Below are 24,935 nucleotides of genomic sequence, written 5' to 3' on the forward strand. Positions count from 1 at the left end.
GGCCCATCACGGTCGACAGGCCCGCCGGCAATGGCGAGCACCGTGGCTCGGGAAACGACCGCGAGCGCACGTCGGTCGGGAGGCGGGTGGACCCCGCGCCCGCCCGCCCTGACCGCGACAGGCCTGTGACGGTGCTGGAGGTGCTCCCGAGGATGGACCGGGCGGGCGAGGTGATCCGCGCGGTCAACCTCCTGCGGCGCCTGGACCCGCAGGAGTACCGGCTGCTGTTCTGCGTCACCTCGGGTGCCCCCGGATCGCTGGACGACGAGATCCGGGCACTGGGCGGCGAGGTCCATTACTGCCGCGCCGGCCTGAGGTTCCCGCTCGCCTTCTACCGGCTGCTGCGTTCGGTCCGGCCGGACGTCGTCCACTCGGGTGTGGCGACCTTCTCGGGCGTGGTGCTCGCGGTGGCCCGGGCGGCCGGTGTGCCGCGCCGTGTCGCGCACTTCTTCAGCGGCGCGGACCAGAGCGGCGAGAGCCTTCGCGGCCGCCTCCAGCGGATGGTGGGGCGGGTGCTGCTGGACGCGTTCGCCACCGACCTGCTCGCGGCCAGCGAGGCGGCGATGCGCGGACGGTGGCGGGAGACCTGGCGGCTCGACCCCCGGTGCCGGGTCATCTACAACGGGGTCGAGCTCGAGCCCTTCGGAGTGGCCATCGCGGGCCAGCGGCCCATGCCGGACCTCCCCGAACTCGACGAGTTCGGGGAGGCCATGACACCGCAGCTGACCGTCCTGCACGTCGCCCGCCCGGACCCGGTCAAGAACCGGGCCCGGGCCATCGAGATCGTCGCGGCGATGTGCGCGCGGGGGCTCGACGTCCGCCTGCGGATCGTCGGGCGCCAGACCGAGGACGAGACCGAGCGGCTGATGACCCTGGCCCGGGGTCTGGGTGTGTCCGACCGGGTCGAGTTCATCGGCGAGCGGCTCGACATCCCGAAGCTGCTGGTGACCTCGTCGCTGCTGCTGGTGACTTCGCTGCGCGAGGGGCTGCCGAGTGTGGTGCTCGAGGCCTGCGCGGTCGGGACCCCGGTGCTGTCGTCCGACCTGCCGGGAGTGGGGGAGATCGCCCGGGTGCTGCCCGGGATCACCATGCTGCCGCTGGGCACCCCCAACGAGATCTGGGCCAACACCGCGGCCGATCTGGCGGTCGTCCCGCCCACGATGGACGAGCGCCGTGAGGCGATGCGGCGGCTGCGGCGGTCCCCGTTCACGATGGAGAACTGGCAGCGCGACATCACGGCCGTCTGGTCGTAGCCGGGGTGTGCGGCCCGCTTCTCCGCGGGCGGGTCCGTTCTCGAGGAGCGCCTGCCGCGAGGCGGGCCCGTCTCCGACGGGGCGCTCTCCGCGAGCTGGACCCGTCCAAGGTGGACTCCGGGCGGGTGGGACATCCCACCTCGGTCGCCGACACCCTTATCGTCTTGTTCTGTCCGGCCGCACGGCGTGAGGTGCGCGTCCGGGCGGACCACCTGATATTTTTAGCCTTGCTAATTAAATGTGGCGCGGATTCCGGTGAGGTGCACCGGCGTCCGGGAGGCGATGGTCACAGGCCCACCGGCCCCGCCGGAACGTGACCGACGGTTCCAGCCACCGCCGTCACCCCTGAGAGTGCCAGGATGGGACGAGGTGGCCGAACCGTGGCGAGTCACGGTGTCGACCGGATGTGATCGCTGCTGGTGTCGGACCTCCCCGCGGACGAGGAGCGGGTGAGGTGACGAGGAGGAGACGAAGGCCATGGACAGCTTCGGCAGCACCGGCAGACTCGCGGTAGGTGATCGCACCTACACGATCAGGCGGTTGGACGCGGTGCCCGGGGCCGACCGCCTGCCGTACAGCCTCCGCGTTCTGCTCGAGAACCTGCTGCGCACCGAGGACGGCGCCAACATCACCGCCGACCACGTACGCGCGCTGGCCGACTGGGACCCGGCGGCAGAACCGAGCCAGGAGATCCAGTTCACCCCGGCTCGGGTCATCATGCAGGACTTCACGGGCGTGCCCTGCGTCGTCGACCTCGCCGCCATGCGCGAGGCGATGGTCGCGCTCGGCGGGGACTCCACGAAGATCAACCCGCTGGCGCCCGCCGAGATGGTGATCGACCACTCGATCATCGCCGACCACTTCGGCCGGCCGGACGCCTTCGAGCTCAACGCGACGCTGGAGTTCCAGCGCAACCGCGAGCGGTACCAGTTCCTGCGCTGGGGCCAGGCGGCGTTCGACAACTTCACCGTGGTGCCGCCGAACACCGGCATCGTGCACCAGGTCAACGTCGAGCACCTCGCCCGCGTGGTCTTCACCAAGGAGACCGCCGAGGGCACCCTGGCCTACCCCGACACCCTCGTCGGGACGGACAGCCACACCACGATGATCAACGGTCTCGGGGTGCTCGGCTGGGGCGTCGGCGGCATCGAGGCCGAGGCTGCCATGCTCGGCCAGCCGGTGAGCATGCTGATCCCGACCGTCGTCGGCTTCAAGCTCACCGGTGAGCTGCCCGCCGGCACCACCGCCACCGACATGGTGCTGACCATCACCGAGCAGTTGCGCAAGCACGGCGTGGTCGGCCGCTTCGTCGAGTTCTACGGCGAGGGCGTCGCGAACGTCCCGCTGGCGAACCGGGCCACGATCGGCAACATGAGCCCCGAGTACGGCTCCACCTGCGCGATCTTCCCGATCGACGCCGAGACCCTGTCCTACCTGCGGCTCACCGGCCGCCCCGACGAGCTCGTCGGGCTGGTCGAGGCGTACGCCAAGGAGCAGGGCCTCTGGCACGACCCGAGCCACGAGGCGAAGTACACCACCACCCTCGAGCTCGACCTGTCGACCGTCGTCCCCTCGCTGGCCGGCCCCAAGCGCCCGCAGGACAGGGTGCTGCTGTCGACGGCGAAGCCGGCGTTCCGCGAGGCCCTCGCCAACTACGCCAAGCCCACCGAGCTGGCGAACGGCGGCGCCGACGAGGCCGACGCCGAGTCGTTCCCGGCCTCCGACCCGGCGGCCGCGTTCGGTGACAAGCCCTCCGACGCGCCGGTCGCCCGGATCTCGGTCAACGCGGTCGCCGGTGACGTCAACGGGCGGCCGTCGAAGCCGACGACCGTCACGCTGGCCGACGGCACCAGCTTCGAGATCGACCACGGAGCGGTCGCCGTCGCGGCGATCACCTCCTGCACCAACACGTCGAACCCGCAGGTCATGATCGGGGCCGCGCTGCTCGCGCGCAACGCCGTGGAGAAGGGCCTGACCCGCAAGCCCTGGGTGAAGACCACGCTGGCCCCCGGCTCCAAGGTGGTCATGGACTACTACGAGCGGGCCGGGCTCATCCCCTACCTGGAGAAGGTCGGGTTCAACCTGGTCGGCTACGGCTGCACCACCTGCATCGGCAACTCGGGCCCCCTCGCCCCGGAGATCTCCGCCGCGATCAACGGCGCCGACCTGGCGGTCGTCAGCGTCCTGTCGGGCAACCGGAACTTCGAGGGCCGGATCAGCCCCGACATCAAGATGAACTACCTGGCTTCCCCGCCGCTGGTGGTCGCCTACGCGCTGGCCGGCACGATGGACATCAACATCGACACCGACCCGCTCGGCGTCGACACCGCCGGTGAGCCGGTCTACCTGCGCGACATCTGGCCGAGCGAGACCGAGGTCGCCCAGGTGGTGGGCGACTCGATCACCTCGGAGATGTTCGCGGACCGCTACGCCGACCTCTCCGGAGACGAGCGCTGGCAGGCACTGCCCGTCGGTGACGGCGGCGAGGTGTCGCAGACCTTCGGCTGGGTCGAGGACTCGACCTACGTCCGCCGTCCTCCGTACTTCGACGGGATGGCGGCCAAGCCGTCCGCGCGTACCGACATCGTCGGCGCCCGGGTGCTGGCCTACCTGGGTGACTCGGTGACCACCGACCACATCTCGCCGGCCAGCTCCATCAAGAAGGACTCGCCGGCCGGGCGCTACCTCACCGAGAACGGGGTCGCCCCGGGGGACTTCAACTCCTACGGCTCCCGCCGCGGCAACCACGAGGTGATGATCCGCGGGACCTTCGCCAACATCCGGCTGCGGAACAAGCTGGTGCCCGGCGTGGAGGGCGGCGTCACCCGCCACCTCCCCGACGGCGAGCAGGTGGCGATCTACGACGCGGCCCAGAAGTACGCCGCCGAGAGCGTGCCGCTGGTCGTGCTCGCGGGCAAGGAATACGGCTCGGGCTCGTCGCGTGACTGGGCTGCCAAGGGCACCGCACTGCTGGGCGTTCGGGCCGTCATCGCCGAGTCCTACGAGCGGATCCACCGGTCGAACCTGATCGGCATGGGTGTGCTGCCGCTGCAGTTCCCCGTCGGCGAGTCGGCGGAGTCGCTCGGGCTCACCGGTGAGGAGACCTTCACCATCACCGGGCTGGCCGACGTCGACGAGAAGACCCCGACGATCACCGTGCAGGCGGGGGACAGCTCGTTCGAGGCCGTGGTGCGCATCGACACCCCCGGCGAGGCGGAGTACTACCGCCACGGCGGGATCCTGCTGTACGTCCTGCGCTCGCTGATCTGATCTGACCTGGGTTCGATCCGGTCTGATCCGGTCTGATCAGGTCCGTCCGGAGGAGGGCACCACGCCCGCTCTCCTCCGGACGGGCCCGACGGGCACGCCCGCATCCCGCCTGTTCGGGCTCTGCGGGTTCTCGTGCCCCGCAGTGGGCTCTAGCGACGGCCGCGGCCCCGACCGCGGCCCGGGACTTCCAGCTCCGCCGGCCCCGGCCGGCGGGCGTCGACGAGCTTGCGGACGTAGAACAGCGCCCCGAGGATCACCGCGAGGTCGTCGACGAGGCCCACCGGCCCCAGCGGGATCTCGGGGACGGCGTCCACCGGGGAGATCACGTAGAGCAGGCTGGCGATCGTCGCGGCGACGCCGTGTAGCGGCAACCGGTAGCGGCGCAGCAGGTAGAAGGTGCCGGCGACCAGCACCAGACCTACTGCGGCGATCACGCCGAGGACGACGACCAGGCCCGTGCCCACACCGTCGCTCATCGCAGTTCCTCCGTGCGGTGGTCACATGCCGCCCGGCCCGTACCGGGCGTGCACGCCCCCGGACGTCGTCCCGGTGACGATCGTGCCCCTGGATGGTCGGCCATCGTGGTCCTCACGGCTCCTTCGTCGGGGTTGGTCCCGGATGGATGATCTGTAGGGAGATGCCCCGGTGCGCAGCGGTCCGAACATGCCCCGACCATGCTCCGTGACCGGTGCTTTTCGGCCCTCCACCCGGTTGCCCGATTGTGTGACGAGCGACGTGGGGCCCGGCGTCGCATGTCGTGGAGCGGGACGGCAAACTGCCAGCATGACCTCCGCTGAGGACGAGAGAATCACGTTCGGCCTGCCCGCCGACGACGCCGAGATCATCCGGTCCGCCGCGGACGCCGAGGGCCTCAGCCTGGAGCTGTTCGCGGTGGAGAGCATGCGGCGCTACGCCCGCGAGGTACTCGCCGACCGTCGGCTGTTCAGGGTCTCCGAGACCGCCTGGGCCGAACTGGACGCGATGCTGCAGGCGCCACCCACCGACAACCCGCGGCTGCGCAAGCTGCTCGACGAGGAGCCAGGCCAGGAGTAGGCGGGACCTGTGTCTCCGTAGACGAGCTCCACCTGCCCTGACGGGGCGGCAGGCCCGCCGCCCCGGCTGCCCCCGTCGATCCCGGTAGATCGACCCCACGACGAGATCGACCATGCCTGGAAGGATTCGGCCCGTGCCGTTCACGAAGCCGTCGGCCCTGGTGGAGGACCACGACACGGTCGCGTTCGGCTGTGGCGATCCCGTCCTCGACAGCTGGCTGCGCCACCACGCCAAGGACCACCAGCGCGAACGCATCACCAGCACGTTCGTGCTGCTGGACGGCTCCACCGTGGCCGGCTACTACTGCCTGGCGACCGCGGCGGCCGAGCGCGTCGGCACGGCCTCGCGGTGGCGTTCCCGCCGGCCCGTGGACCCGGTCCCGATGATGCTCGTCGGCCGGCTGGCCGTGGACGTCCGCTATCAGGGCCGGGGGGTCGGTGCCCGGCTCGTCCGCGACGCGACGATGCGGGCGCTCACGGTGCGCCGCATGGTCGGAACCCCGCTGCTGGGCGCGCACGCGACCGCACCCGACGGACAGTCGTTCTACCGTCACCTCGGCTTCGTGCCCACCGCGCTGGACCCGCATCTGGTGCTGCTTCCCCTGCAGAACGCCGCCGGCTCCTCGGCCTGACTTCGTGCACCTGGCCTGACTTCGTGCACCTGGCCCGGGTCGTGTACTGGTCCCTGCGCAGCGCGCGGGACATGACCACCATGCCGGGCCGTCTCGCTGACACTTGACGTCGTCGCACCGGTCCGGTCTGCTTCTGCATCCCGGTTTTCCTCGACATCGCGCCGCGCCGCGCACGAATATGAGGAACGCGGGTTTCCGGCTGCGGATCTCAGGAGGCGCCGCCTGTGCGGTCTGCGCCGGATTCTGTGTGACCACCGCCGTCTGGGAAATTGGTCGCCAGATATGGACTCTTCGCTGTCTGCGAAAAAAGATATCGCCTAATCCAGGTGCTGTCATATGGGCAACCTGCTGCGGTCGTGCCGGAAAGACTCGAGTCGCCGGCGGTGGCTTGGTGCGGTTGCGGGGGTTGAAAACTATTCGTTCGGACGCTGGAACCGGTGCGCCGCACCGAATCAGCCTTATTTTTACGGGCGGTCCTCGGGTATCTTCGGTGGCGATTATGGTCGGATGGTCCGGACTGGAATCCGCCTCCTTCGCTCTCGATCCGATTTTTCTGGCCGGGGCGGGCCGTATTGGCTGACGGGTGTCGGAGAGCCGGTTCGAGGAATTCTCGCATTCACCTAAATGTGTCGGATCAGACGCCGTTAATTCGCTGGAGACACGCCTCTTTTGTGCTGCCGCTGTAAGGGAGGTCGGGCCGCTAGGTTGACGACCGTAGAACTACTGCAAAAGATCGTTCTGAAAGGTAGAAGATGACAAGCAAAATAGGGCGGCGTACGGCCATTCTAGCCACATCGGGCCTCGTTTCCGTTGCCGTCACCCTGGGTGCGAGCGCCACCTCGGCACAGGCCCTGGTGCCGGGGGGCGGGCCGGAGGTGAAGAAGGAGAAGACCGCAATCAGCTACGAGCGGGTCGTCTGGTACGACGGCAAGGACAAGAAGCACCACGACAAGAAGGATTGGCCGTCCTACGGTGACGAGTCCGACGGTGACGAGTCCGACGACCAGGCTGATCTCGCCGCCCCGCTGCCGGTTCCCGGTGTCTCGGTCGGTGCTGTCGACCCGGTTGAGGTCGCCGACGCGGCGCTGGCTTCCGGTGATCTCCGCGAGAAGCCCGACAAGAAGCACAAGGATGTCTCGAAGCGTAAGGACGCCTTCAGCTACGAGCGGGTCGTCTGGTACGACGGCAAGGACAAGAAGCACCACGACAAGAAGGATTGGCCGTCCTACGGTGACGAGTCCGACGGTGACGAGTCCGACGACCAGGCTGATCTCGCCGCCCCGCTGCCGGTTCCCGGTGTCTCGGTCGGTGCTGTCGACCCGGTTGAGGTCGCCGACGCGGCGCTGGCTTCCGGTGATCTCCACGGGAAGCCCGACAAGAAGCACAAGGATGTCTCGAAGCGTAAGGACGCCTTCAGCTACGAGCGGGTCGTCTGGTACGACGGCAAGGACAAGAAGCACCACGACAAGAAGGATTGGCCGTCCTACGGTGACGAGTCCGACGGTGACGAGTCCGACGGTGACGAGTCCGACGGTGACGAGTCCGACGGTTACGTGGAAGACGGGGACGATGCGGGAGACGTAGCCGCCGCCTACCAGCCGGTCGGTGGCTACGACCGCCACTACAAGGACCTGGTGAAGAAGAAGATCAAGCTTACTCTCGAGAAGGTGCTCTGGTACAACTCGAAGCACCACGAGCACAAGTACCCGTGGGCAGGGGTTTAGTAGCCGGATCAGCCCACCGTGATCACCACCCCGTCGCCGGTGACTCCCGCGCCCCTTCCGGTTGCATAGCGGGTTAGGAATGCCTGCCGAATTTCGGCGGGATAGAAGCTGTCTGGATTCAGCGGAAAAGCGACGAGGCGCCGTCGGCCGGCCGGCGGCGCCTCACCGATTGACGCGGTTCCGCGTACTCGTACCTGTGGGGTGTGGGACATCGCTCGGCTGCTGGGCTGTCCGCCGCCCGCGATCTCGTGGGCGACGTTTTCGAGTGTCAGCTCTGGTCGGTGACCTGGGCCGGCCAGGGCCTGACGAGCCCGCTGTCCCGGGGGCACGTCCACCATGGCTTCCGCTCGTGTACCACCGGCCGCATCGGGTGCGGATGGCCAGGGCACGGTGGCACGGGGTCGGAGATGAAGTCGTCGGCCAGGAACGTCTGCAGCCAGTCCGCGAGATCGACTGCCAGCTCGGCTGGGTCGGTCGTCGGGCTCACGGATGTGCCGGCCGCACTGCCCCGGTAGCGCGCCGAAACGACCCACTCGCTCGCCCAGCCGATGACCTCGGGTTCGGTGACGGGAACCCCCAGATGCGCGGCGACCTCGGCCGCGGTCGTCCGGTCCCGCACCACCAGTGCCAGCGCGTAGGCCAGGTCGTCGTCGTCCGGGTCCTCGACGGTCACCGTGATCCACCGGCCATGGGGTGGCAGCTCGGCCAGGGCCGCGGCAGCGGCGGCCTCGATCCGCTGGCGAGGGGCCAGAAGGTGCTCGGGGGCCACGGCCGGCGATCCGCCGCTGCCTGCCTCCCGCGACTCAACCATGATCGAAGACTAGTCGGAACCGCATCCCCCCGCGAGGGAGTACCTGGCTCTCCACAGTGCCGGGACGGGGTTCCTTGCGGGAGCGTCTACGTCTCCGGCGCGCCATCGACTCCTTGGGCCCTCTGGCGGGCTGTGAACGCCCAACCCTGCCATTTCTCGATCTGGACGAAAACAATTGGTCCGGTCGGGGTGACGGCCTGGTACTGGTCGTACTTTGCCGCCAGGTGGTGGATCGCCACCGCCCGCTTCACCCCTTCGTCGCCATCCGTGACAACTCGTGCGCGGCCATCCGCCCGAACCCACCACAGGCCGTCCCAGTCGTCTGTGTACTGGTCTACGAGGAGGCTGACTCGCGGGTTGGCGGCGATGTTCGCCAGCCGCCGTAGGGCCGTCGAGCGCTTCGGTTTGTGATCGACGGCGATGGCGACCTGATCGTCGTCCAGGGTGAACGTCACCGGCACCAGATGCGGCTGGCCGTCCACGCCGGCCGTTGCCAGGCGGGCGACCCGTGCCGCCGCGAAGCGAACGCGGCATTCGGCCTCGTCCAGGTTCACGGCACTCACCATAGCCAGCCGTTCCGATGGGCCGGTGCGTCCGGCCTGGCGGCCAGCCGGGATGTTCCTGGTCGGCGGCGCACGTGCGGGTGCACCACCGCCGCGGCGTCGGCACCAGGCCTACTACTGTCCTTGTCGTGGACCTGGCCGTGACGGAGGCTGGCGAGGGCGAGGCGCTCGTGGTGTTCGTGCACGGTGTTCTCGACAGCGGGCGCTCGTTCTCCCGGGTGGTCGACCTGCTCGCGTCCCAGTGCCGCATGCGCTGGTACGACCGCCGCGGTTACGGGACGTCGACGAACGCGACCGGCGCACCGGTGGACGTGAACGGCCACATCGAGGATCTCGTCGCGGTTCTGGACGGCCGCCGCGCGGTCGTCGTCGGCCATTCGTTCGGCGGGGTCATCGCCGCCGGGGCCGCGGTGCGGGCGCCGGAGAGCGTCGCGGCCGTGGTGCTCTACGAGACGGTGATGGCGTGGGTGCCGGGGTGGGACGACCGGCGCATGCGGCAGATGCTGTGGAGCGAGGACCCTGAGGACGCGGGCATGCGCCTGATGCTCGGGGCGAAATACGACGCGATGAGCGCCGAGGCGCGGCTTCGGCTCCGGCCGCAGGCCCGCGCGTTCGTCACGGAGGAAAGGTCGACCCGGGCGCCGACACCGCCGTACGACATCGCCGCGCTGGAGATTCCCGTCGTGTACGGCTTCAGTGAGAGCTTCCCCGTCGTCGTGATGCAGCAGCACCTGGTCGCGGTGGTGCGTGACGTCGAGCTCGTGACTTTTCCTGGCGACCACTTCGCCCATCGCACGGCACCGGCTGAATTCGCCGGGCTTGTCCGGTTGGCGGTTCGGCGCGCGTCCGGGAAGGCGTAGTCCCGCGCCTCTCGCGGCGCGCGGGATTCGGCCGCGGGCGGGTCAGCTGAGCCAACTGATCGGATGATCGCCGATCAGGACCCGGGCCGTCAGGACGACGGCCGCGCAGGTGAGCAGCGGAACCACCACCAGGCGCTCGACCCGGCCGTCCGTTCTCGGCACCAGGACGGTCTCCATCCGCCAGTTCACCGGCCAGAGCAGGAGGCAGCCCCTGGGGGTCAGGCAGTCCCCGAGCAGGTGGGCGAGGCAGCCGATGGCGACGGCGTAACCGGCGAAGCTCATGTCGAGGCCGTGCATGAGGTAGATGGCGGCCCCGGCTGCCGCGCAGTCCTTCAGCCCGGACCAGAAAGGGTGGCCCTCGAAGTCCAGGCCGAGGCCGCGCAGCCCGAAGCCCACGAGGATGTACAGCGCCGCCCACCAGCCGTACTGGAAATGGGTGGCCAGCAGCCCCATGGCCACACCCATGGCGGCGGCGAACAGCAGGGAGTGGGTGGCGTGCCGGTGCCCGCCGGAGGCCCGGCCCACCCAGCGGCACAGGATCTTGGTGACGGGCCCGAGGGTGTTCGCGATCCGGCCGGAGGGATGGTCGATGTCGGGCAGCAGCCCGGCGCCCGCGGCCACCACCGCGCCGGCGATCACCTGTTGGGACGACAGCGACAGCGCGTACGACCCCAGCCACTCCTCCCGCGAGAGGACCGGCACGGCGGCCAACCAGACCACCGCTCCGCTCAGCACGTGCGTCTGCCCCATCACAGCAGCTCAACCCCGACGACCAGGACCCCAATGATCAGCACCGGTGGACTTTAACGGGTCCACCGGGCGCAACGCCCGTGACACGCCAAAGTGCCATCCCTTCATCAGGCCGACAATCAGGGCAGCCGACCGGGGCCACCGGGCGCGGGCCATCCGGACCGCGGCGAAGCCTCCGGCCGGGGTGCGCGCCTCAGGGCGGGCCGGCGAGGTAGCGCTGGAGGTCGGCGTGGCGGAACTCCCACACCGCGCCGGCCCGGCACAGGACGCCGCGGGCGTGGGCGTCTTCGAGGAAAGTGACGAGGCGCAGGGGTTGCTGGCCGCGTGCGGCCAGCCATGGTCGGGCCAGCCCAAGTCGTCCCCATGCTGACGCGAGCCCGATCGCGAGTCCGCCCGAGAGCCCGGCCGCGAGTCCGAGCGCGAGGGCGATCGCGATCATGAATGGGGGCACGATCGCGAGTCCGGCCATGAATCCGACCAGGAGCACGAACGCGAGCCCGACCGCGAGCCCGCCCGCCAGTGTGAACGCGAGTCCGTTCACGAGGGCGCTCGCGCGGTCCTGGCTCAGGGTGTACCTGGGTTCGACGCTCGATTGTGTATTCACAGGGGCGTCGAGCCCGACCCAGCCCACGAGCCCGACCGTGAGCCCGCACATCAGCCCGACCGTGAGCCCGGCCGGAGGCCCGTCCGTGAGCCCGATCGGGAGCCCGACCACGAGCCAGGCCGCGAGCCCACTCAGAAGAACGGGACCTCGAGGTAGTCGTAGCGCGGTCCGCGCCGGAGGCGCATACCCGAGGCCGCCCGCGAGCACGAACGCGAGACCGGCCGCCAGCCCGGCCGCCAGCCCGAACGGGAGCCCGAACGTGAGTGCGGCCGTGCGCGCGGCCGTGGGCCCGGCCACGACCCCGGCCGTGAGCGTGATCGTGAGCCCGGTCGCGAGCCCGCCCGTGATGCCGACCGTGAGGATCCGGTAGGTGCCGGGGGTCGCGCCGGGGATCTCCCACCAGGCGAGGCTGGTGGTGTGCAGGCGGTGTTCGAGGTGATGGCCGAGGAAGGCCAGGTAGCGGGTGGCCTGCTTGATGGTCCAGCGGGTCGGCTGGTGGGGGTGTGGCCGGTAGGCGGCGGGGATGAACCCGGCGAGCAGGTGTTGTTCGACGGCGGCCGCGGTGGGCAGGGCGCACAGGTCGGTGGGACTGGGCAGGCCCAGGCTGGACTCCCAGGGCCGTGGGTTGTAGGCGGTGCTGGCGAGGAAGGCGGTCAGCGGGGTGGTGAGCGCCTGGGCGACGGACGAGGTCGGGTCAGCCAGAGCGGTCAGGGCTGGTGCCCATCGGAGTGGGCCGTCACTGCCGGCACCGGCCAGCAGATAGCCCCTGATCGCCGTCGAGGTGAGGGGGAGGACGTGGATGCCGGCGGCGCCGTCGAGGTGGATCGGCCGCTGGTCGGGGTCGGGACGCACGGCTGCGCGGAACTCGTCGGTGCGGCAGCTCAGCACGAGCCCGATGTCGCCGGGGAGTTCGTCGTTGATCGAGGCGAGAGCCTGGTCGGTGCCGCCGGCGCGGATCTCGTCCAGCCCGTCGAGGACCGGCAGGATCAGCCCGGCGCGCAGCAGCGCTCCAGCCCGGGTGTCACCGGTGGCCGCATCGACGGCGGACAGGTGGGGGTACTCAAGCAGGATCTGGTCTTCCAGCCAGCCGTACAGGCTTTGCCAGTCGGGGATCCAGGAGGCCAGCGGGACCAGCAACGGCACCGGCTCGCCGGCCTGGCGGCGGCCGATCAGGTCCAGGACGAACCGCACCAGCAGGACCGTCTTGCCAGCCCCGGGCTCGCCGAGCACGACCAGCCGCCCGCAGGGGCTGCGGTCGTAGGCCGCGAGCAACGCGCCACTACCGGCGAGGCCGCCCGGCCCGCTGCCCGGGGTGCCGGATACCGGTCCGTTTCGTCCATCCACGGCCTCCTGTCGCAGCTTGGGCCAGCTGTGGACCAGGTCGGCGTCGGCGGCCTGCCAGAACACCTCCAGCGGCGGGCCGCCCACCCCGCGGCGGGTCGCTTCGGTGTCCCATTGATCGCGCACCAGGTCAGCGAGCCGGTCGGCGACCCTCTCGATGTCCAGGCCCCCAGCACGGGCGAAGGCCCTGTCCGCCAGAAAGGCCGCGACCGGCAGTAGCACTCCGACCGCGATTAGCACGGCAGCCCAGCCACCCTGCCCGGCCAGCCCCGCCGCCCAGCCGACGGCCACGGCTGCGCCGCCAGCTATCAGCCAGAACGGGCGTTGTGCCTCCCCGCGCCCCCCGCTGATGCTCATAGCAAGCATTTATCCACACTGCGCTATATACATTCGCTCGGGGGTGAGCGCGTTGACCGTGCCATGGCCAGCCGGTGGTAGGTGGCTGCCGGGGGAGTCGGATCGCCTACCCTTGATCGGTGGGTGGCCCGGATCATGGCCGCTGCCAGGGAAACGCGGGTTCGTCAGCCCTTGAGCAGGGCGCGGGACATGACGACGCGCTGGATCTGGTTGGTGCCCTCGTAGATCTGGGTGATCTTCGCGTCGCGCATCATCCGCTCGACCGGGAAGTCGCGGGTGTAGCCGGCGCCGCCGAAGAGCTGGACGGCGTCGGTGGTCACCTCCATGGCGACGTCCGAGGCGAAGCACTTCGCCGCGGCCGTGATGAAGCCGAGGTTCGGCTCGCCGCGCTCGGCGCGGGCCGCGGCCACGTACACCATGTGCCGGGCGGCCTCGATCTTCATCGCCATGTCGGCGAGCATGAACTGGACGGCCTGGTTGTCGGCGATCGCGCGGCCGAACTGGCGGCGCTCGCGGACGTAGCCGATCGCCGCGTCCAGCGCGCCCTGGGCGATGCCGACGGCCTGGGCGCCGATCGTGGGCCGGGTGTGGTCGAGGGTGGCCAGGGCGGTGCGCAGGCCGGTGCCGGGCTCGCCGATGATGCGGTAGGCGGGGATCGTGCAGTTGACGAAGTGGATCTCTCGGGTGGGGGAGCCCTTGATACCGAGTTTGCGCTCCTTCGAGCCGACCTCGAAGCCGGGGTCGTCGGCCCGGACGACGAACGCCGAGATGCCGTTGGCCGGCTTCGCCGCGTTCGGGTCGGTCACGGCCATGACGGTGTACCAGAGGGACTCGCCGGCGTTGGTGATCCAGGTCTTCGTGCCGTTGAGGACCCAGTGGTCGCCGTCGAGGTGCGCCCGGGTGCGCATGGACGCGGTGTCGGAGCCGGCCTCCCGTTCCGAGAGCGCGTAGGAGGCGGTCGCCTCCCCGCTGGCGATGGAGGGCAGGACCAGCTTCTTCAGATCCTCCGAGCCGGACAGCAGGATCGGCATGGTGCCGAGCTTGTTGACCGCCGGAATGAGGGACGAGGAGGCGCAGACCCGGGCCACCTCCTCGATGACGATGCAGGTCGTCACCGAGTCGGCGCCCTGGCCGCCGTAGCTCTCCGGGATGTGTACGGCGCTGAACCCGGAGCGGACCAACGCGTTGTGGGCCTCGACGGGATAGCGCTCGTTCTCGTCGGCGTCGGCGGCGAACGGGGCGATCTCCTTCTCGGCGAGATCGCGCACCGCCTCGCGCACGGCGACGTGGGTGTCGGTGAGCCGGTAGGTGTCGAAGTTCGGGTCCACGTCCGTGCCGTCCTCGTCCTAGCTGGTCCTGGCGATGGTCAGGTGGTTCAGGCGTAGCTGTGGAAGCCGCGCCCGGTCTTCTTCCCGAGCAGGCCGGCGTCCACCATCCGCAGCAGCAGCGGCGGCGGCGAGTACAGCGGCTCCTTGAACTCCTCGTACATCGACTCGGCGACGGCCTTCACCGTGTCGAGCCCGATCAGGTCGATCAGCCGCAGCGGTCCCATCGGGTGGGCGCAGCCGAGCACCATGCCGAGGTCGATGTCCTCCGCGGAGGCGAAGCCGGACTCCTGCATCCGGATGGCCGAGAGCAGGTAGGGCACGAGCAGCGCGTTCACCACGAAACCGGCGCGGTCCTGCGAGCGGATGACCTCCTTGTGCAGCGCGGTGGTCACGAACTCCTGGGCGCGGGCGAGGGCCCGCTCCGAGGTGAGCAGCGACGGGACGAGCTCCACCAGCCGCATCACCGGCACCGGGTTGAAGAAGTGCACGCCGAGGACCTGGTCCGGCCGGTTGGTGGCCATCCCGAGCTTCATGATCGGGATGGATGACGTGTTCGAGGCGAAGATCGCGGAGTCGTCGGCGACGACCTTGTCGAGGGCGGCGAAGATCTCGGTCTTGGCCTGCTCGTTCTCGGCGATGGCCTCGACGGTGAACTGGCGGTCGGCGAAGTCGCCGAGGTCGGTGGTGAACGACAGGCGGGCCAGCGCCGCGTCCCGGTCGGCCTCCTGGAGCTTGCCGTTGCGGGTGCCGCGGTCCAGTGAGGCGGTGATCCGGCGGCGGCCGGCCTCGACAGCGCCGGCGTCGACCTCCCGGACCAGGACGTCGAGTCCCGCCCGGGCGCACGCCTCGGCGATTCCGGAGCCCATCAGACCGCATCCGACGACGCCGATCCGCCGGATCTCGCCGGCCACCGGGCTCTCGCTCGGGGTCTGTACCTGCTCCGCCTGGGTCTCGGCCACGTGGCCGCCTCCGTTCTCGTGCTGCTCGTGTCTGGCGCCGTGCGCGGTGCGGCCGCCCGGCGGACCGCCGTCCCCGGGGGACAGCGGTCTCGGGGCGACGCCGCCTCCAGGCGACCGCCGCGTGCTGCCGCCCGTGGAGGAGTCTCGTCTGCCCGTGCGGCGGCTGCGACCTCTGGATAGTCCCCCTATCCAACTATAGGACGCCCTTGTAGTTGCTTGCGCCCATCCGGTGATCTGGTGTTACGGGTGTAGCAGGAGTGACCAGACCGCGAGGGTGAGCACCGACAGCGGAGCGCCCACCCCGACGAGCAGGCTCGGCAGCGGCGGCGCCAGGCCGTGCCGGTTGGCGATGATCGCCCCGGCGACCATCGGCGGCATGGCGGTCTCGAACAACGCCACCCTGACGTTCGGGTCGGTGAGGACGTCCGGGTCGGTGAGCGCGTCCGCGAGCGCGTAGCAGCCCAGGACCACGACCGGCGCCACGGCCAGCTTCACCACCAGCCCCAGGGCCAGCTCACGCCGCCACCGGCGGACGGCCGGCAGCCGCAGCTGCAGGCCCACCGAGAACAGGGCCAGCGGGGTGAGTGTTGCCCCGATCGAGGCCAGGGCCTCGTCCAGCCAGGCGGGGAAGCCCACCGGGCGCAGCGCCAGCGCCAGCACCAGGGCGATGAGCGAGGGACGCGCCAACGCCCTGCGGGCCACCGCCAGCGGCGTCGACGCGGCACCCGCGGTGGCCGTCACCAGCACCAGCACGACGGTGTTCAGCAGCAGGGAGGAGCCGAGCTGGTCGGCGAGCAGCGCGACGGGTACCCACTGCTCGCCGAAGAACGCCGTGACCATCGGGATGCCGACGAACGAGGTGTTCGCCACCGCGGTCGCGGCCACCAGCGCGACCACGACCTCCCGCGGCAGCCGCATCAGCCGTGCCGCCGCCAGGTAGATCAGCACGGTGACGGCGAACAGAAGGTACGGGGCGGCCACAACGATCGCGACGTTCGACGGGATCTCCACGCCGTGCAGCACGTGCAGGGTCAGCGCGGGCAGGGCGACGTCGAGCAGCCAGATGTTGAGCGCCCGCGGGGCGTCGTCAGGGAGCTGGAACGAGCGCTGCGCCACCACCCCGGCGACAAGGCCGACAAGTACGACGACCAGGGCGGACACCGACGCATCGTCTCAGCCCGCAGGCCGGCCGAAATCGCCTCGCACGCGTCGCCTGCGTCACTCGGCCGGGGCGTCGGAGGGCTCCGGTCGGCTTGGCTTGGCTGGTGGGCCCGCTCCGTCGGGGTCGTGGCCCGGCCGGTGGGGCGAGCTTCCGCTGGCCGGGCGGGCCAGCCGGGTGCGGTAGAGGCGGGTGAAGGTGATGTGGCCGGCGAAGAGTAGCCCGGCGACGACGTAGTTCAGATCACCGAGGGACTCCTGCCCGGGCAGTGGGAGGAGCGTGTAAGTGATGAGGACGGCCGCCGAGAGGAACAGCGTGCCGATCGTGACACCGCCGATCCACGGCGGAGCATCGGTCATCGACCCGTGCCGTGCCACCTCCGGCACGGCACCCACCGGCACGGCCGTCGGTCCGGGCGTCGGGCTGGACGGCGGTTCGCTCTGCGGCCTCACGGTGCCAGTCTGCACCGCCGGGGTGTCCCGGCGGGACCGGTCGGTGAACCGCCGGTGGCTGCCGGGTGCCTTCCACCTGGGTCGATTGTTCCTGTCGGTGGTGGATGTGACACTGCTCGGGCGGACGAGGCCGGGTCCTGGGCAGGCGGGCCCGGCAGGCTGGGAGGGCGGCAGATGACGGCGCCAGTGCTCGTCGGCCCGGGCGGGGTCGCCTGGCGCGACGGCAAGCGTTACATGTGGCTGACGGCGCTGCTGCCGCCGCTGCTGCCGATCGTCTCGTTCGGGCTCTGGCACCGCACCGGCTCGGGCCTGCCCTGGTGGCTCACACCCGCCTTCGTGTTCGTGCTGCTGCCCGTACTCGACGCGACGACCCCGAAGGACCCGGTCGGCGCCCCGGAGGGAACCCGCGAGGCGCTGGACGCCGACCGCTACTACCGCTGGTGCACCTACCTCTATCTGCCGCTCGCCGGTGTCGCGCTGCTCATGGGCTGCTGGGCGTGGACGCGCGGCGACCTGTCGGTGATCGAGCGGGTGGCGGTCGTCCTCGCGCTCGGCACGGTCACCGGGATCGGTATCAACACCGCGCACGAGCTGGGCCACAAGCGCGCCCGGGTCGAGCGCCGGCTCGCGAAGGCCATGCTGGCGCCCGCCGCCTACGGGCACTTCTACGTGGAGCACAACCGGGGCCATCACGTCCACGTCGCGACGCCGCGGGATCCGGCCAGCGCCCGGATGGGGGAGAGCTTCTGGCGGTTCTGGCCGCGCACGGTCGTCGGCAGCCTGCGGTCGGCCTGGGCGCTCGAGGCGGCCCGGCTGCGTCTGCGTGGTCGTTCGCCCTGGTCACCGCGCAACGAGGTGCTTTCCGCCTGGTGCTACACGGCGGTGCTGTTCGGGGTTCTCGCGGTGGCGTTCGGGCCGGCGGTGCTCGCCTTCCTCGTACTGCAGGCGGTCGTCGGCTTCTCCCTGCTGGAGTCGGTCAACTACATCGAGCATTACGGGCTGGCGCGGGAGTGGACCGCGGCCGGCCGGTACGAGAAGGTCGACCCACGGCACAGCTGGAACAGCGACGACGTCATCAGCAATCTCGCGCTGTACCACCTGCCCCGGCACAGCGATCATCACGCGCACCCCACCGTGCGCTACCAGTCGCTGCGGTCCTTCGCCTCGGCTCCGCAGCTTCCCGCCGGATACGGCTCGATGATCGTCGCATCGCTGTTCCCCCGGTTCTGGTTCCGAGTCATGGATCCGAGGGTCGCCGCGCACTACGGCGGTGACGTGACCCGGGCCAATCTCGACCCCGCGCGGCGCGCGCGGCTCGTCGCCCGCTATGGCGGGGGCGGCGCCGCGGCCGCCGTGCCAGCGGTCGCTTCGCCACAGGCCGTTGCGCCCGCTGCGTCGGAGGTCGATGCGTTGCCCGATCGCGTTTCGGCGGGCTGAAGCGGCAAGCCCGAACCGAAAGCCATCACCGCCTTCCCGGAGGTCCCGATTCTTGTCAGTCGGGCCCGGGATCTTCGGCTGGGCGCTAACCTCGTCGCACCTGATTCACCCGGTGGACGGCGAGCTGAAACGACTACGTGGCGGCGAGGGCTGGCGCAGTGAACGCGACGGAGACGTCATTCGTGACAGCGGCCCCGGTGGCCTCGTTGTCCCATCATTCATTGCTCATTTTTCTTCTTCAGGTGACCGTCCTGTTGTGCCTCGCGCTGGGGCTCGGTCGTCTCGCCATCCGACTCGGGCTGCCCTCCGTGGTCGGCGAACTGCTCGCGGGCGTGGTGGTCGGCCCGTCGCTGCTCGGGGCGGTCGCGTCCGAGTTCTCGGGTTGGCTGCTGCCCGCCGAGCCCGACCAGATGCACCTGCTCGACGCGCTGGGGCAGATCGGCGTGATCCTTCTGGTGGGCCTCACCGGCATCGAGATGGACATGCGGATGGTCCGTCGGCGGGGAGCCACCGCCGCGCGGATCAGCATCGCCGGCCTCGTGCTGCCGGTCGGGCTCGGGATCGGCGCGGGCCTGCTCCTGCCGGAGTCGCTGCTGGCGGACGGCGCCGACCGCGGGGAGTTCGCGCTGTTCCTCGGGGTGGCCATGGGGGTCAGCGCGATCCCCGTCGCGGCCAAGATCCTGCACGACATGCGGCTGCTGCACCGCAACGTCGGCCAGCTCATCCTCGCCTCCGCCACGGTTGACGACGCGGTCGGCTGGTCGTTGCTGTCGGTGGTCTCCGCGATGGCGACAACGGGGGTGCGCGGCGGCGACATCGCGTGGCCGGTGCTCAGCGTGATCGGTGTCGTCGCCGCGGCGTTCGTTGTCGGCCGCCCGCTCGCCCGGCTGGCCGTCGCCGCCGGCGGCCTTGCCAGGCCGTCCGCTGAAACGGCTGAAACGGCTGACACCGGCGGCACCGGATCGGGTTCCGGTATCGCGGTGGCGGTCGTCTTCATCCTCGCCGCGGCCGCCGGGACGCACGCTCTCAAACTGGAGGCGATCCTCGGCGCGTTCATCGCCGGCATCCTGCTCGGGTCCACGCCGACTCTGGACATCCGGCGGCTCGAACCGCTCCGCCTGATGGTCATGGGCGTGCTCGCGCCGATCTTCTTCGCGTCCGCCGGGCTGCGCATCGACCTGACCGCGCTGACCCGGCCGGAGGTGGCGCTCGCCGCCGTCGTGATCCTCGGACTCGCGATCCTGGGCAAGTTCGCCGGTGCCTACATCGGTGCCCGCGCGAGCCGGCTGGGGCACTGGGAGGCGCTCTCGCTGGGCGCGGGCCTGAACGCCCGCGGCGTCATCGAGATCGTCGTGGCCGGGACGGGCCTGCGCCTCGGCGTCCTCTCCACCGCGACGTACACCGTGATCGTCCTGGTGGCGGTCGTGACGTCGATCATGACGCCGCCGATCCTGCGGGCGACCATGCGCCGGGTGGAGCAGACCGCCGAGGAGCAGCTGCGCGAGCTCGACCTGGCCGGCCGCTCCGTCGGGGCGCCCCGCGGCCTCGACGCCGAACGCCCCTGAGGACCGGCCAGCCCCCGGCCAGCGCCCGCTGACCCGCGGGTCAGCGGGCGCTGAGGATCTTCTCGAAGAACTCCCGGTAGCCGCGCAGCGCCTTGCGCAGGTCCTCGGTCGACGGCTCACCGTGGTCGTGCCAGGCAGAGCGCAGCCCCGAGTGCTCCCGGCTGATCCGGTCGGTCAGCGACCGGACCGCCTCGTCCACCAGCCGGTCGGCCTTCTCGACCGCCTGGCGGGGATGGTCGACGAAGTCGATCAGGACCTGCCGCCACGCGCCTTCCGGCTCGCCGGACGAGGTGGCCTCGGTGGCCGTCGGCCCGGCACCTGCCGGGCCAGCGGACGCCGAGCCGGCTGATGCCGGGCCGCCAGGTGCCGAGCCGGCAGGGGTCGGGCGGCCGGCCCTGGCCGGATCACCGTCGCCCGGCTTGTCCCGGACGGCGTCCGGCGGTGCCGCGGGGCCGCTCGTCCCGATGGTGAACCCCGGCTCGTCGCCGACCAGGGCGTACGCCGAGGCGTCCGGCTCCGCCGCCGTGCCCGGCAGCGCCGAAGCCGCAGGGGCAGCCCGGTCGTCCGCCTGGTCCACCCTGGCCGTTCGGTCCGCCTGGGCCGTGGGCGCGCCGGCCGGGCCGGGGGCGGGACGGGCGGACGGGCCGCCGTCGGTGGTCCGCTTCCCGGACGGCGGTGCCATCTCGGGCTCGCGTGCGTCGGATGTGTTCATTGCGGGTCCTCCTGCCTTGGAGTCTCGGCCGAGTCGTGCGCCAGGCCCGCCCGGTGCCGTTGCCGGCGGCGGGGGACGTCCGAGCGGTCAGGTGCGCTGCCGCGGGGGCCCGGCCAGGGCCGGGGAGCTCTGGGCGTCCTGGTCCCGCGGCTCAGTCTCGCCGGTGACCAGCCATCCGAAGAGCCCGCGCAGCTGGACCAGGGCGGTGCGCAGTTCCTCGGTGTCGGGGCCGTCGGTGTCGGGGCCGCCCGCCGGGGCCTCGGCGTGGGCGTGCGCGTCCCGGTAGGGGGCGACCAGCTCGGGCCGCTCGGCGGAGATCAGGTCGGCCCGCTCGTCAAAGGTCGACTCCGGGTAGCCCCGGGCGCGCATCACCTCGACGACGAGCCGGTCCGCCTGGCGGGCGGAGCCGGCGGGGTCGTCGACGAACCGCGCCTGGACGGCGTCCCAGCGGGTGAGATACCCGGCGCGGGCGGGCTCGTCGAGCGGCTGGAGGTCAAGCTCGTCGCGCCGCCGGGCCACCTCGGCGAGCCTGCGTTCGGCCGCGCGGCGATCCCCGCCGCTGTGTTCCACCGCACGGTCGTACTCCGGCCCGAAACGACTGCGCAGCGCCCGGCCGGAACCGCCCGGGGCCAGCCGGGCACCCCCGAGCACGCCAACGAGGACCACGCCCAGGATTACGAGAACGAGGACCAGCAGGAACCATCCCAGCGCCGACACGGCGTGACCTCCGTACGAATCGGCTGATCACCAACGACGTCGGCTGCGGTACCCGTGGGCCCACCCCATAAACGCGGGACGCCCGTTCCCGCAACGCCTGTCCGGGTTCCGCCAGCGCGTGCCAGGCCCCGGCGGGGCCTGCTCAGCTCCCCGCGGGGGCCGCGGGACGGACGCCGAGATCCGCCGCGGCCGCGGTGAACTCGGCCCGCAGCCGCTCCTTGCCGTCCGCCGGCAGGAAGGAGTGCTCCACCGCCGCGGCGGCCACGTCGAACACCTGCTGCCGGGAGAGCCCGAGCGAGCGCAGCGCGTGCAGGTACTCCGCGCGCAGCGTCGTGTTGAACATGGGCGGGTCGTCGCTGTTCAGGTTCACCTGGAGGCCCTGCGCGATCATCTCCGGCAGCGGGTGCACCCCGTAGCTGGCTACGGCCCCGGTGCACAGGTTCGAGGTGGGGGAGACCTCCAGCGGGATGCGGTGCCGGCGCAGGTGCTCGACCAGCGCCGGGTCGCCCAGCGCGCTGGTCCCGTGCCCGATCCGCTCCGCGTGCAGGTACTCGAGCGAGTCCCAGATGGTCCGGGGCCCGGTCGTCTCGCCCGCGTGCGGGACGCAGTGCAGGCCGGCGTCCCGTGCCGCGGTGAAGACCGGGCCGAACTGGGGCCGCGGCACCCCGATCTCGGGCCCGCCCAGGCCCAGCGCGATCACGCCGTCCCCGCCGTGGGCCAGGGCCAGCTCCAGGGTGCGCTCCCCGGAGGTGACGTTGTCCGTCCCCGGCAGGCCGGGGATGTCGGTGATCCAGCGCACCTGGATGCCGGCCTCGCGCTCCGCGTCGAGCCGGCCCGCCTCCACACCGGCGAACACGACCGCGGGGTCGATGCCGCGCTGGACGTGCAGGAAGGGCGTGAAGGTGATCTCCGCGTAGCGCACCCGCTGCGCGGCCAGCCCGAGCGCGGTCTCCCGGGCGAGCAGGCGGAAGTCCTCCTCGTCCCGCAGGACCTGGACGGCGGCCAGGTAGACCTCGATGAAGTGGTCGAAGTCGCGGAACTCGTAGTAGGCCCGCAGGGCGTCCAGGTCGGTCGGCAGATGGTCGACGCCGTGGCGGCGGGCGAGCCGCAGCAGGGTCGCCGGCAGCATCGAGCCCTCCAGGTGGACGTGCAGCTCCACCTTGGGCAGCCCGTCCACGAACTGCTCGTCCGTCACCTCGTCGGTGACCTGACCGGTCACGGGGTCGCTCACGTCTGTCCTCCGGTCCGTGCTGCGGGTCCGTCCACGATTCTTCCGCAGCCGGCCGCGGGTCAGCCGGCGGGACGGGCGGGGGGCTCGGGCGCCGATCCGCCGAGATGGGCGGGCAGCCACCAGGGGGACTCACCCGGCGGGGGCGCGGGGTAGCGGCGCTGCGCGTCGTCGAGCAGCTCGCCCATCCGGAGCTCCAGCAGCGCGGTGCCGGTCCGGGCATCCGGCAGCTCCGAGTACGGGATGGGCTTGCCGACCGTGATCGAGACCGGCGTGCCGACAGCCGCGCGCAGGTTGCGGGGGCGGCCCTTGGTCAGGATCCGCTGGCTGCCCCAGAGCACCAGGGGGATCACCGGCACCTCGGCCTCGGCGGCGATCCGGGCGGCGCCCGACTTGAACGGCGCCAGGCAGTAGCTCGGGCTGATCGTGGCCTCGGGGAACACCCCGACGAGCTCGCCCTCGCGCAGCGCGCGCACCGCCGCGATCAGCGAGCCGGCCCCGGCCGCCCGGTCGACCGGGATGTGGTGCATCCCACGCATCAGCGGCCCGCTGACGCGGTGGTCGAACACCTGCTTCTTGGCCATGAACCGGACCATGCGCCGCCGCGCGTGCCAGAAGGGAACCCCGGCGAGCGCGAAGTCCAGGTAGGAGACGTGGTTGATCAGCACGATGGCCCCGCCGCCGGCCGGCACGTTCTCCTCGCCACGTATGTCCAGCCGCAGGCGCAACGCGCGGAAGAGCCCCAGCGCCGTATGGATGACCGGTCGGTACACGTACTCCGCCATGCCGCGAATCCTCCCCAGATCGGTATGCCGTCAGATCGGTGCCTCGCGGTCCGCCGCCCGCCGCCCGCCACCCGGCGTGCGCGGACCCATCGTGCGCCACGGGGCGGCGCGAGTCGTGCATTTACCGGATGCCCCGTCCGGCCGCGCCCCGCCCGGCTCCGTGCTGTCGGCGAGCCGACGGACGATGCCATACCGGGGCGTTGGACCCGGGCGGCTCATGCGGGACGATCGTGGCGGCGTACCGTCCGTCCGCCGGCGACAATCCACCGGCGACGAGGAGAGGGGCAGCCACGTCCGATCTGCTGAGCCGGAGCCTCGACGCGCAGCCGGCCCCCGCGCACTGGATCCTCGTCCTCACGGGGGTCGTCGCGCTGCTCACTGTGGCGAGCGGCCGCACCTGGCCGACCGCCCGTCACGTCGTGACGATCGCGCACGAGGGCGGGCACGCCCTCGCCGCGGTCGCCACCGGCCGCCGCCTGGCCGGGGTGCGCCTGCACTCCGACACCTCCGGCGTCACGGTGTCCTCGGGCCGGCCGACCGGGCCCGGGGTCATCCTGACCGTCGCCGCCGGCTACACGACGCCGTCGCTGCTCGGACTGGGCGCCTCCGGCCTGCTCGCCACCGGGCGGATCAGCCTGCTCCTGCAGATCCTCGTCGCGCTGCTGCTGGTCATGCTGGTGGTCGTCCGCAACGCCTTCGGTGTCGTGTCGGTGCTGGTCAGCACCGTCGTCGTGCTCGGGATCTCGTGGTTCGCGGCGGACGACGTCCAGGCCGGCTTCGCCGCCTACGCGACCTGGTTCCTGCTGCTCGGGGCGGTGCGGCCGATCATCGAGGTCCAGCGGCAGCGGCGGCAGCGGCGCGCCCGGGACTCCGACCCGGACCAGCTCGCCCGCCTCACCGGACTGCCGGGTGCCTTCTGGGTCGGCGCGTTCGGACTGCTCTCGCTGGGCTGCCTGGCGACCGCGGCGGCCGCGCTCGTCGTCTGATCCTCCCGGCGACCCTTCCTGGCCGGTCTTCCTGGACGGCTCTCCTGGACGGCTCTCCTGGACGGCTCTCCTGGACGGCCCTTCTGGACGGCCCTTCTGATCGCCCGTCGGCGGGGGCCGGTGCTGGTTGGCCGGAAGTGTCGGTGGGAGCTGGAAGACTGCTCAGACATGTGCGGCAGGTATACCCAGACTCTGAGCGCCGACGATCTCGCCGCGGCGATGTCCGCGGCGGACGAGACGGGCGGCCGGGTGACGGAGAGCTACAACGTCGCCCCGACCACGGTGATGCCGATCGTCGTCGCGCGTCGGCCACCGGGCGGCACCGGGCACGGTGAGCCGGCGGCTGGCGTTGGCACCGGCGGGGCCGGCGAAAGCGGCGAGGTTGGTGAG

Annotated in this window: 23 protein-coding genes; 10 read left to right on the plus strand and 13 right to left on the minus strand. The window is 71.3% G+C overall.

From position 1 onward, the window contains the following. The first annotated feature begins 5 nt into the window (after window positions 1-5). Together FMEAI12_RS08460 and FMEAI12_RS08465 are read left to right on the plus strand one after the other, a co-directional pair. Window positions 6-1,253 (plus strand): glycosyltransferase, encoded by a 1,248-nt coding sequence (locus FMEAI12_RS08460; protein ID WP_235013828.1) that lies wholly within the window; start codon window positions 6-8, stop codon window positions 1,251-1,253. 477 nt (window positions 1,254-1,730) lie between these two features. Continuing rightward, on the plus strand, window positions 1,731-4,523 hold the full coding sequence (locus FMEAI12_RS08465) for an aconitate hydratase (RefSeq protein WP_112105590.1): 2,793 nt from the start codon (window positions 1,731-1,733) through the stop codon (window positions 4,521-4,523). Between the two features lie 149 nt (window positions 4,524-4,672). Here the strand turns inward: FMEAI12_RS08465 and FMEAI12_RS08470 are convergent, their stop codons facing one another. Then, window positions 4,673-4,999: a YkvA family protein gene (locus FMEAI12_RS08470; RefSeq protein WP_020459770.1), complete on the minus strand. Its 327-nt coding sequence runs from the start codon at window positions 4,997-4,999 to the stop codon at window positions 4,673-4,675. Window positions 5,000-5,306: 307 nt separating this feature from the next. Between FMEAI12_RS08470 and FMEAI12_RS08475 the strand changes: the two genes are divergently transcribed. The 3 genes from FMEAI12_RS08475 to FMEAI12_RS08485 all read left to right on the plus strand — a co-directional run bounded on the left by FMEAI12_RS08475 (window position 5,307) and on the right by FMEAI12_RS08485 (window position 7,931). Further along, window positions 5,307-5,576, plus strand: coding sequence for a DUF1778 domain-containing protein (locus FMEAI12_RS08475; protein ID WP_041253986.1), 270 nt, complete (start codon window positions 5,307-5,309; stop codon window positions 5,574-5,576). A gap of 133 nt (window positions 5,577-5,709) precedes the next feature. Beyond that, window positions 5,710-6,207: a GNAT family N-acetyltransferase gene (locus FMEAI12_RS08480; RefSeq protein ID WP_020459772.1), complete on the plus strand. Its 498-nt coding sequence runs from the start codon at window positions 5,710-5,712 to the stop codon at window positions 6,205-6,207. An 875-nt stretch (window positions 6,208-7,082) separates the two neighbouring features. Next, the gene (locus FMEAI12_RS08485; RefSeq protein ID WP_112105591.1) at window positions 7,083-7,931 is read left to right on the plus strand and encodes a hypothetical protein; all 849 of its coding nucleotides are present in this window, start codon (window positions 7,083-7,085) and stop codon (window positions 7,929-7,931) included. A 268-nt stretch (window positions 7,932-8,199) separates the two neighbouring features. Here FMEAI12_RS08485 and FMEAI12_RS08490 read toward each other — a convergent pair whose 3' ends face one another. Together FMEAI12_RS08490 and FMEAI12_RS08495 are read right to left on the minus strand one after the other, a co-directional pair. Further along, window positions 8,200-8,700: a hypothetical protein gene (locus FMEAI12_RS08490; protein ID WP_235013824.1), complete on the minus strand. Its 501-nt coding sequence runs from the start codon at window positions 8,698-8,700 to the stop codon at window positions 8,200-8,202. A 128-nt stretch (window positions 8,701-8,828) separates the two neighbouring features. Next, complete coding sequence (locus FMEAI12_RS08495) at window positions 8,829-9,296, minus strand: TIGR03668 family PPOX class F420-dependent oxidoreductase (protein ID WP_200835226.1); 468 nt, start codon at window positions 9,294-9,296, stop codon at window positions 8,829-8,831. Between the two features lie 149 nt (window positions 9,297-9,445). On the opposite strand from FMEAI12_RS08495, the gene FMEAI12_RS08500 reads away from it, so the two are divergent. Further along, a complete protein-coding gene (locus FMEAI12_RS08500) occupies window positions 9,446-10,165 on the plus strand; it encodes an alpha/beta fold hydrolase (RefSeq protein ID WP_235013825.1) in 720 nt (239 codons plus the stop codon). A gap of 42 nt (window positions 10,166-10,207) precedes the next feature. Here the strand turns inward: FMEAI12_RS08500 and FMEAI12_RS08505 are convergent, their stop codons facing one another. The 6 genes from FMEAI12_RS08505 to FMEAI12_RS08530 all read right to left on the minus strand — a co-directional run bounded on the left by FMEAI12_RS08505 (window position 10,208) and on the right by FMEAI12_RS08530 (window position 17,058). Beyond that, window positions 10,208-10,915, minus strand: coding sequence for a metal-dependent hydrolase (locus FMEAI12_RS08505; protein ID WP_112105606.1), 708 nt, complete (start codon window positions 10,913-10,915; stop codon window positions 10,208-10,210). Between the two features lie 193 nt (window positions 10,916-11,108). Beyond that, window positions 11,109-13,217, minus strand: a complete 2,109-nt coding sequence (locus FMEAI12_RS08510) for an NACHT domain-containing NTPase (protein ID WP_112105594.1) — start codon at window positions 13,215-13,217, stop codon at window positions 11,109-11,111. Between the two features lie 164 nt (window positions 13,218-13,381). After that, window positions 13,382-14,545 carry an acyl-CoA dehydrogenase family protein gene (locus FMEAI12_RS08515; protein ID WP_112105595.1) on the minus strand — a complete coding sequence of 388 codons (1,164 nt, stop codon included), beginning with the start codon at window positions 14,543-14,545 and terminating at the stop codon, window positions 13,382-13,384. A 47-nt stretch (window positions 14,546-14,592) separates the two neighbouring features. Then, window positions 14,593-15,504 carry a 3-hydroxybutyryl-CoA dehydrogenase gene (locus FMEAI12_RS08520; protein WP_112105596.1) on the minus strand — a complete coding sequence of 304 codons (912 nt, stop codon included), beginning with the start codon at window positions 15,502-15,504 and terminating at the stop codon, window positions 14,593-14,595. Between the two features lie 240 nt (window positions 15,505-15,744). After that, window positions 15,745-16,665 (minus strand): AEC family transporter, encoded by a 921-nt coding sequence (locus tag FMEAI12_RS08525; protein WP_112105597.1) that lies wholly within the window; start codon window positions 16,663-16,665, stop codon window positions 15,745-15,747. Between the two features lie 57 nt (window positions 16,666-16,722). Then, a complete protein-coding gene (locus FMEAI12_RS08530; RefSeq protein ID WP_235013826.1) occupies window positions 16,723-17,058 on the minus strand; it encodes a hypothetical protein in 336 nt (111 codons plus the stop codon). Between the two features lie 231 nt (window positions 17,059-17,289). Between FMEAI12_RS08530 and FMEAI12_RS08535 the strand changes: the two genes are divergently transcribed. Both FMEAI12_RS08535 and FMEAI12_RS08540 read left to right on the plus strand, forming a co-directional pair. Then, window positions 17,290-18,552, plus strand: a complete 1,263-nt coding sequence (locus FMEAI12_RS08535; protein ID WP_112105599.1) for an alkane 1-monooxygenase — start codon at window positions 17,290-17,292, stop codon at window positions 18,550-18,552. 182 nt (window positions 18,553-18,734) lie between these two features. Beyond that, window positions 18,735-20,117 carry a cation:proton antiporter gene (locus tag FMEAI12_RS08540; protein WP_020459795.1) on the plus strand — a complete coding sequence of 461 codons (1,383 nt, stop codon included), beginning with the start codon at window positions 18,735-18,737 and terminating at the stop codon, window positions 20,115-20,117. A 40-nt stretch (window positions 20,118-20,157) separates the two neighbouring features. On the opposite strand, the gene FMEAI12_RS08545 is transcribed toward FMEAI12_RS08540, so the two are convergent. The 4 genes from FMEAI12_RS08545 to FMEAI12_RS08560 form a co-directional block, all read right to left on the minus strand. Further along, on the minus strand, window positions 20,158-20,829 hold the full coding sequence (locus FMEAI12_RS08545; protein ID WP_112105600.1) for a hypothetical protein: 672 nt from the start codon (window positions 20,827-20,829) through the stop codon (window positions 20,158-20,160). Window positions 20,830-20,916: 87 nt separating this feature from the next. Then, window positions 20,917-21,546: a hypothetical protein gene (locus FMEAI12_RS08550; RefSeq protein WP_112105601.1), complete on the minus strand. Its 630-nt coding sequence runs from the start codon at window positions 21,544-21,546 to the stop codon at window positions 20,917-20,919. 142 nt (window positions 21,547-21,688) lie between these two features. Beyond that, window positions 21,689-22,777 carry an adenosine deaminase gene (gene add, locus FMEAI12_RS08555; RefSeq protein WP_112105602.1) on the minus strand — a complete coding sequence of 363 codons (1,089 nt, stop codon included), beginning with the start codon at window positions 22,775-22,777 and terminating at the stop codon, window positions 21,689-21,691. A gap of 59 nt (window positions 22,778-22,836) precedes the next feature. Continuing rightward, entirely contained in the window at window positions 22,837-23,559 is a 723-nt protein-coding gene (locus FMEAI12_RS08560; protein WP_112105603.1) for a 1-acyl-sn-glycerol-3-phosphate acyltransferase, read from the minus strand. Window positions 23,560-23,789: 230 nt separating this feature from the next. Between FMEAI12_RS08560 and FMEAI12_RS08565 the strand changes: the two genes are divergently transcribed. Both FMEAI12_RS08565 and FMEAI12_RS37925 read left to right on the plus strand, forming a co-directional pair. Beyond that, window positions 23,790-24,545: a M50 family metallopeptidase gene (locus tag FMEAI12_RS08565; protein ID WP_112105607.1), complete on the plus strand. Its 756-nt coding sequence runs from the start codon at window positions 23,790-23,792 to the stop codon at window positions 24,543-24,545. Between the two features lie 168 nt (window positions 24,546-24,713). After that, the coding region (locus tag FMEAI12_RS37925) for an SOS response-associated peptidase family protein (RefSeq protein WP_235013827.1) at window positions 24,714-24,935 on the plus strand (222 nt) is incomplete at its 3' end.

Source organism: Parafrankia sp. Ea1.12, assembly GCF_900465275.1.
Classification (GTDB): domain Bacteria; phylum Actinomycetota; class Actinomycetes; order Frankiales; family Frankiaceae; genus Parafrankia; species Parafrankia soli.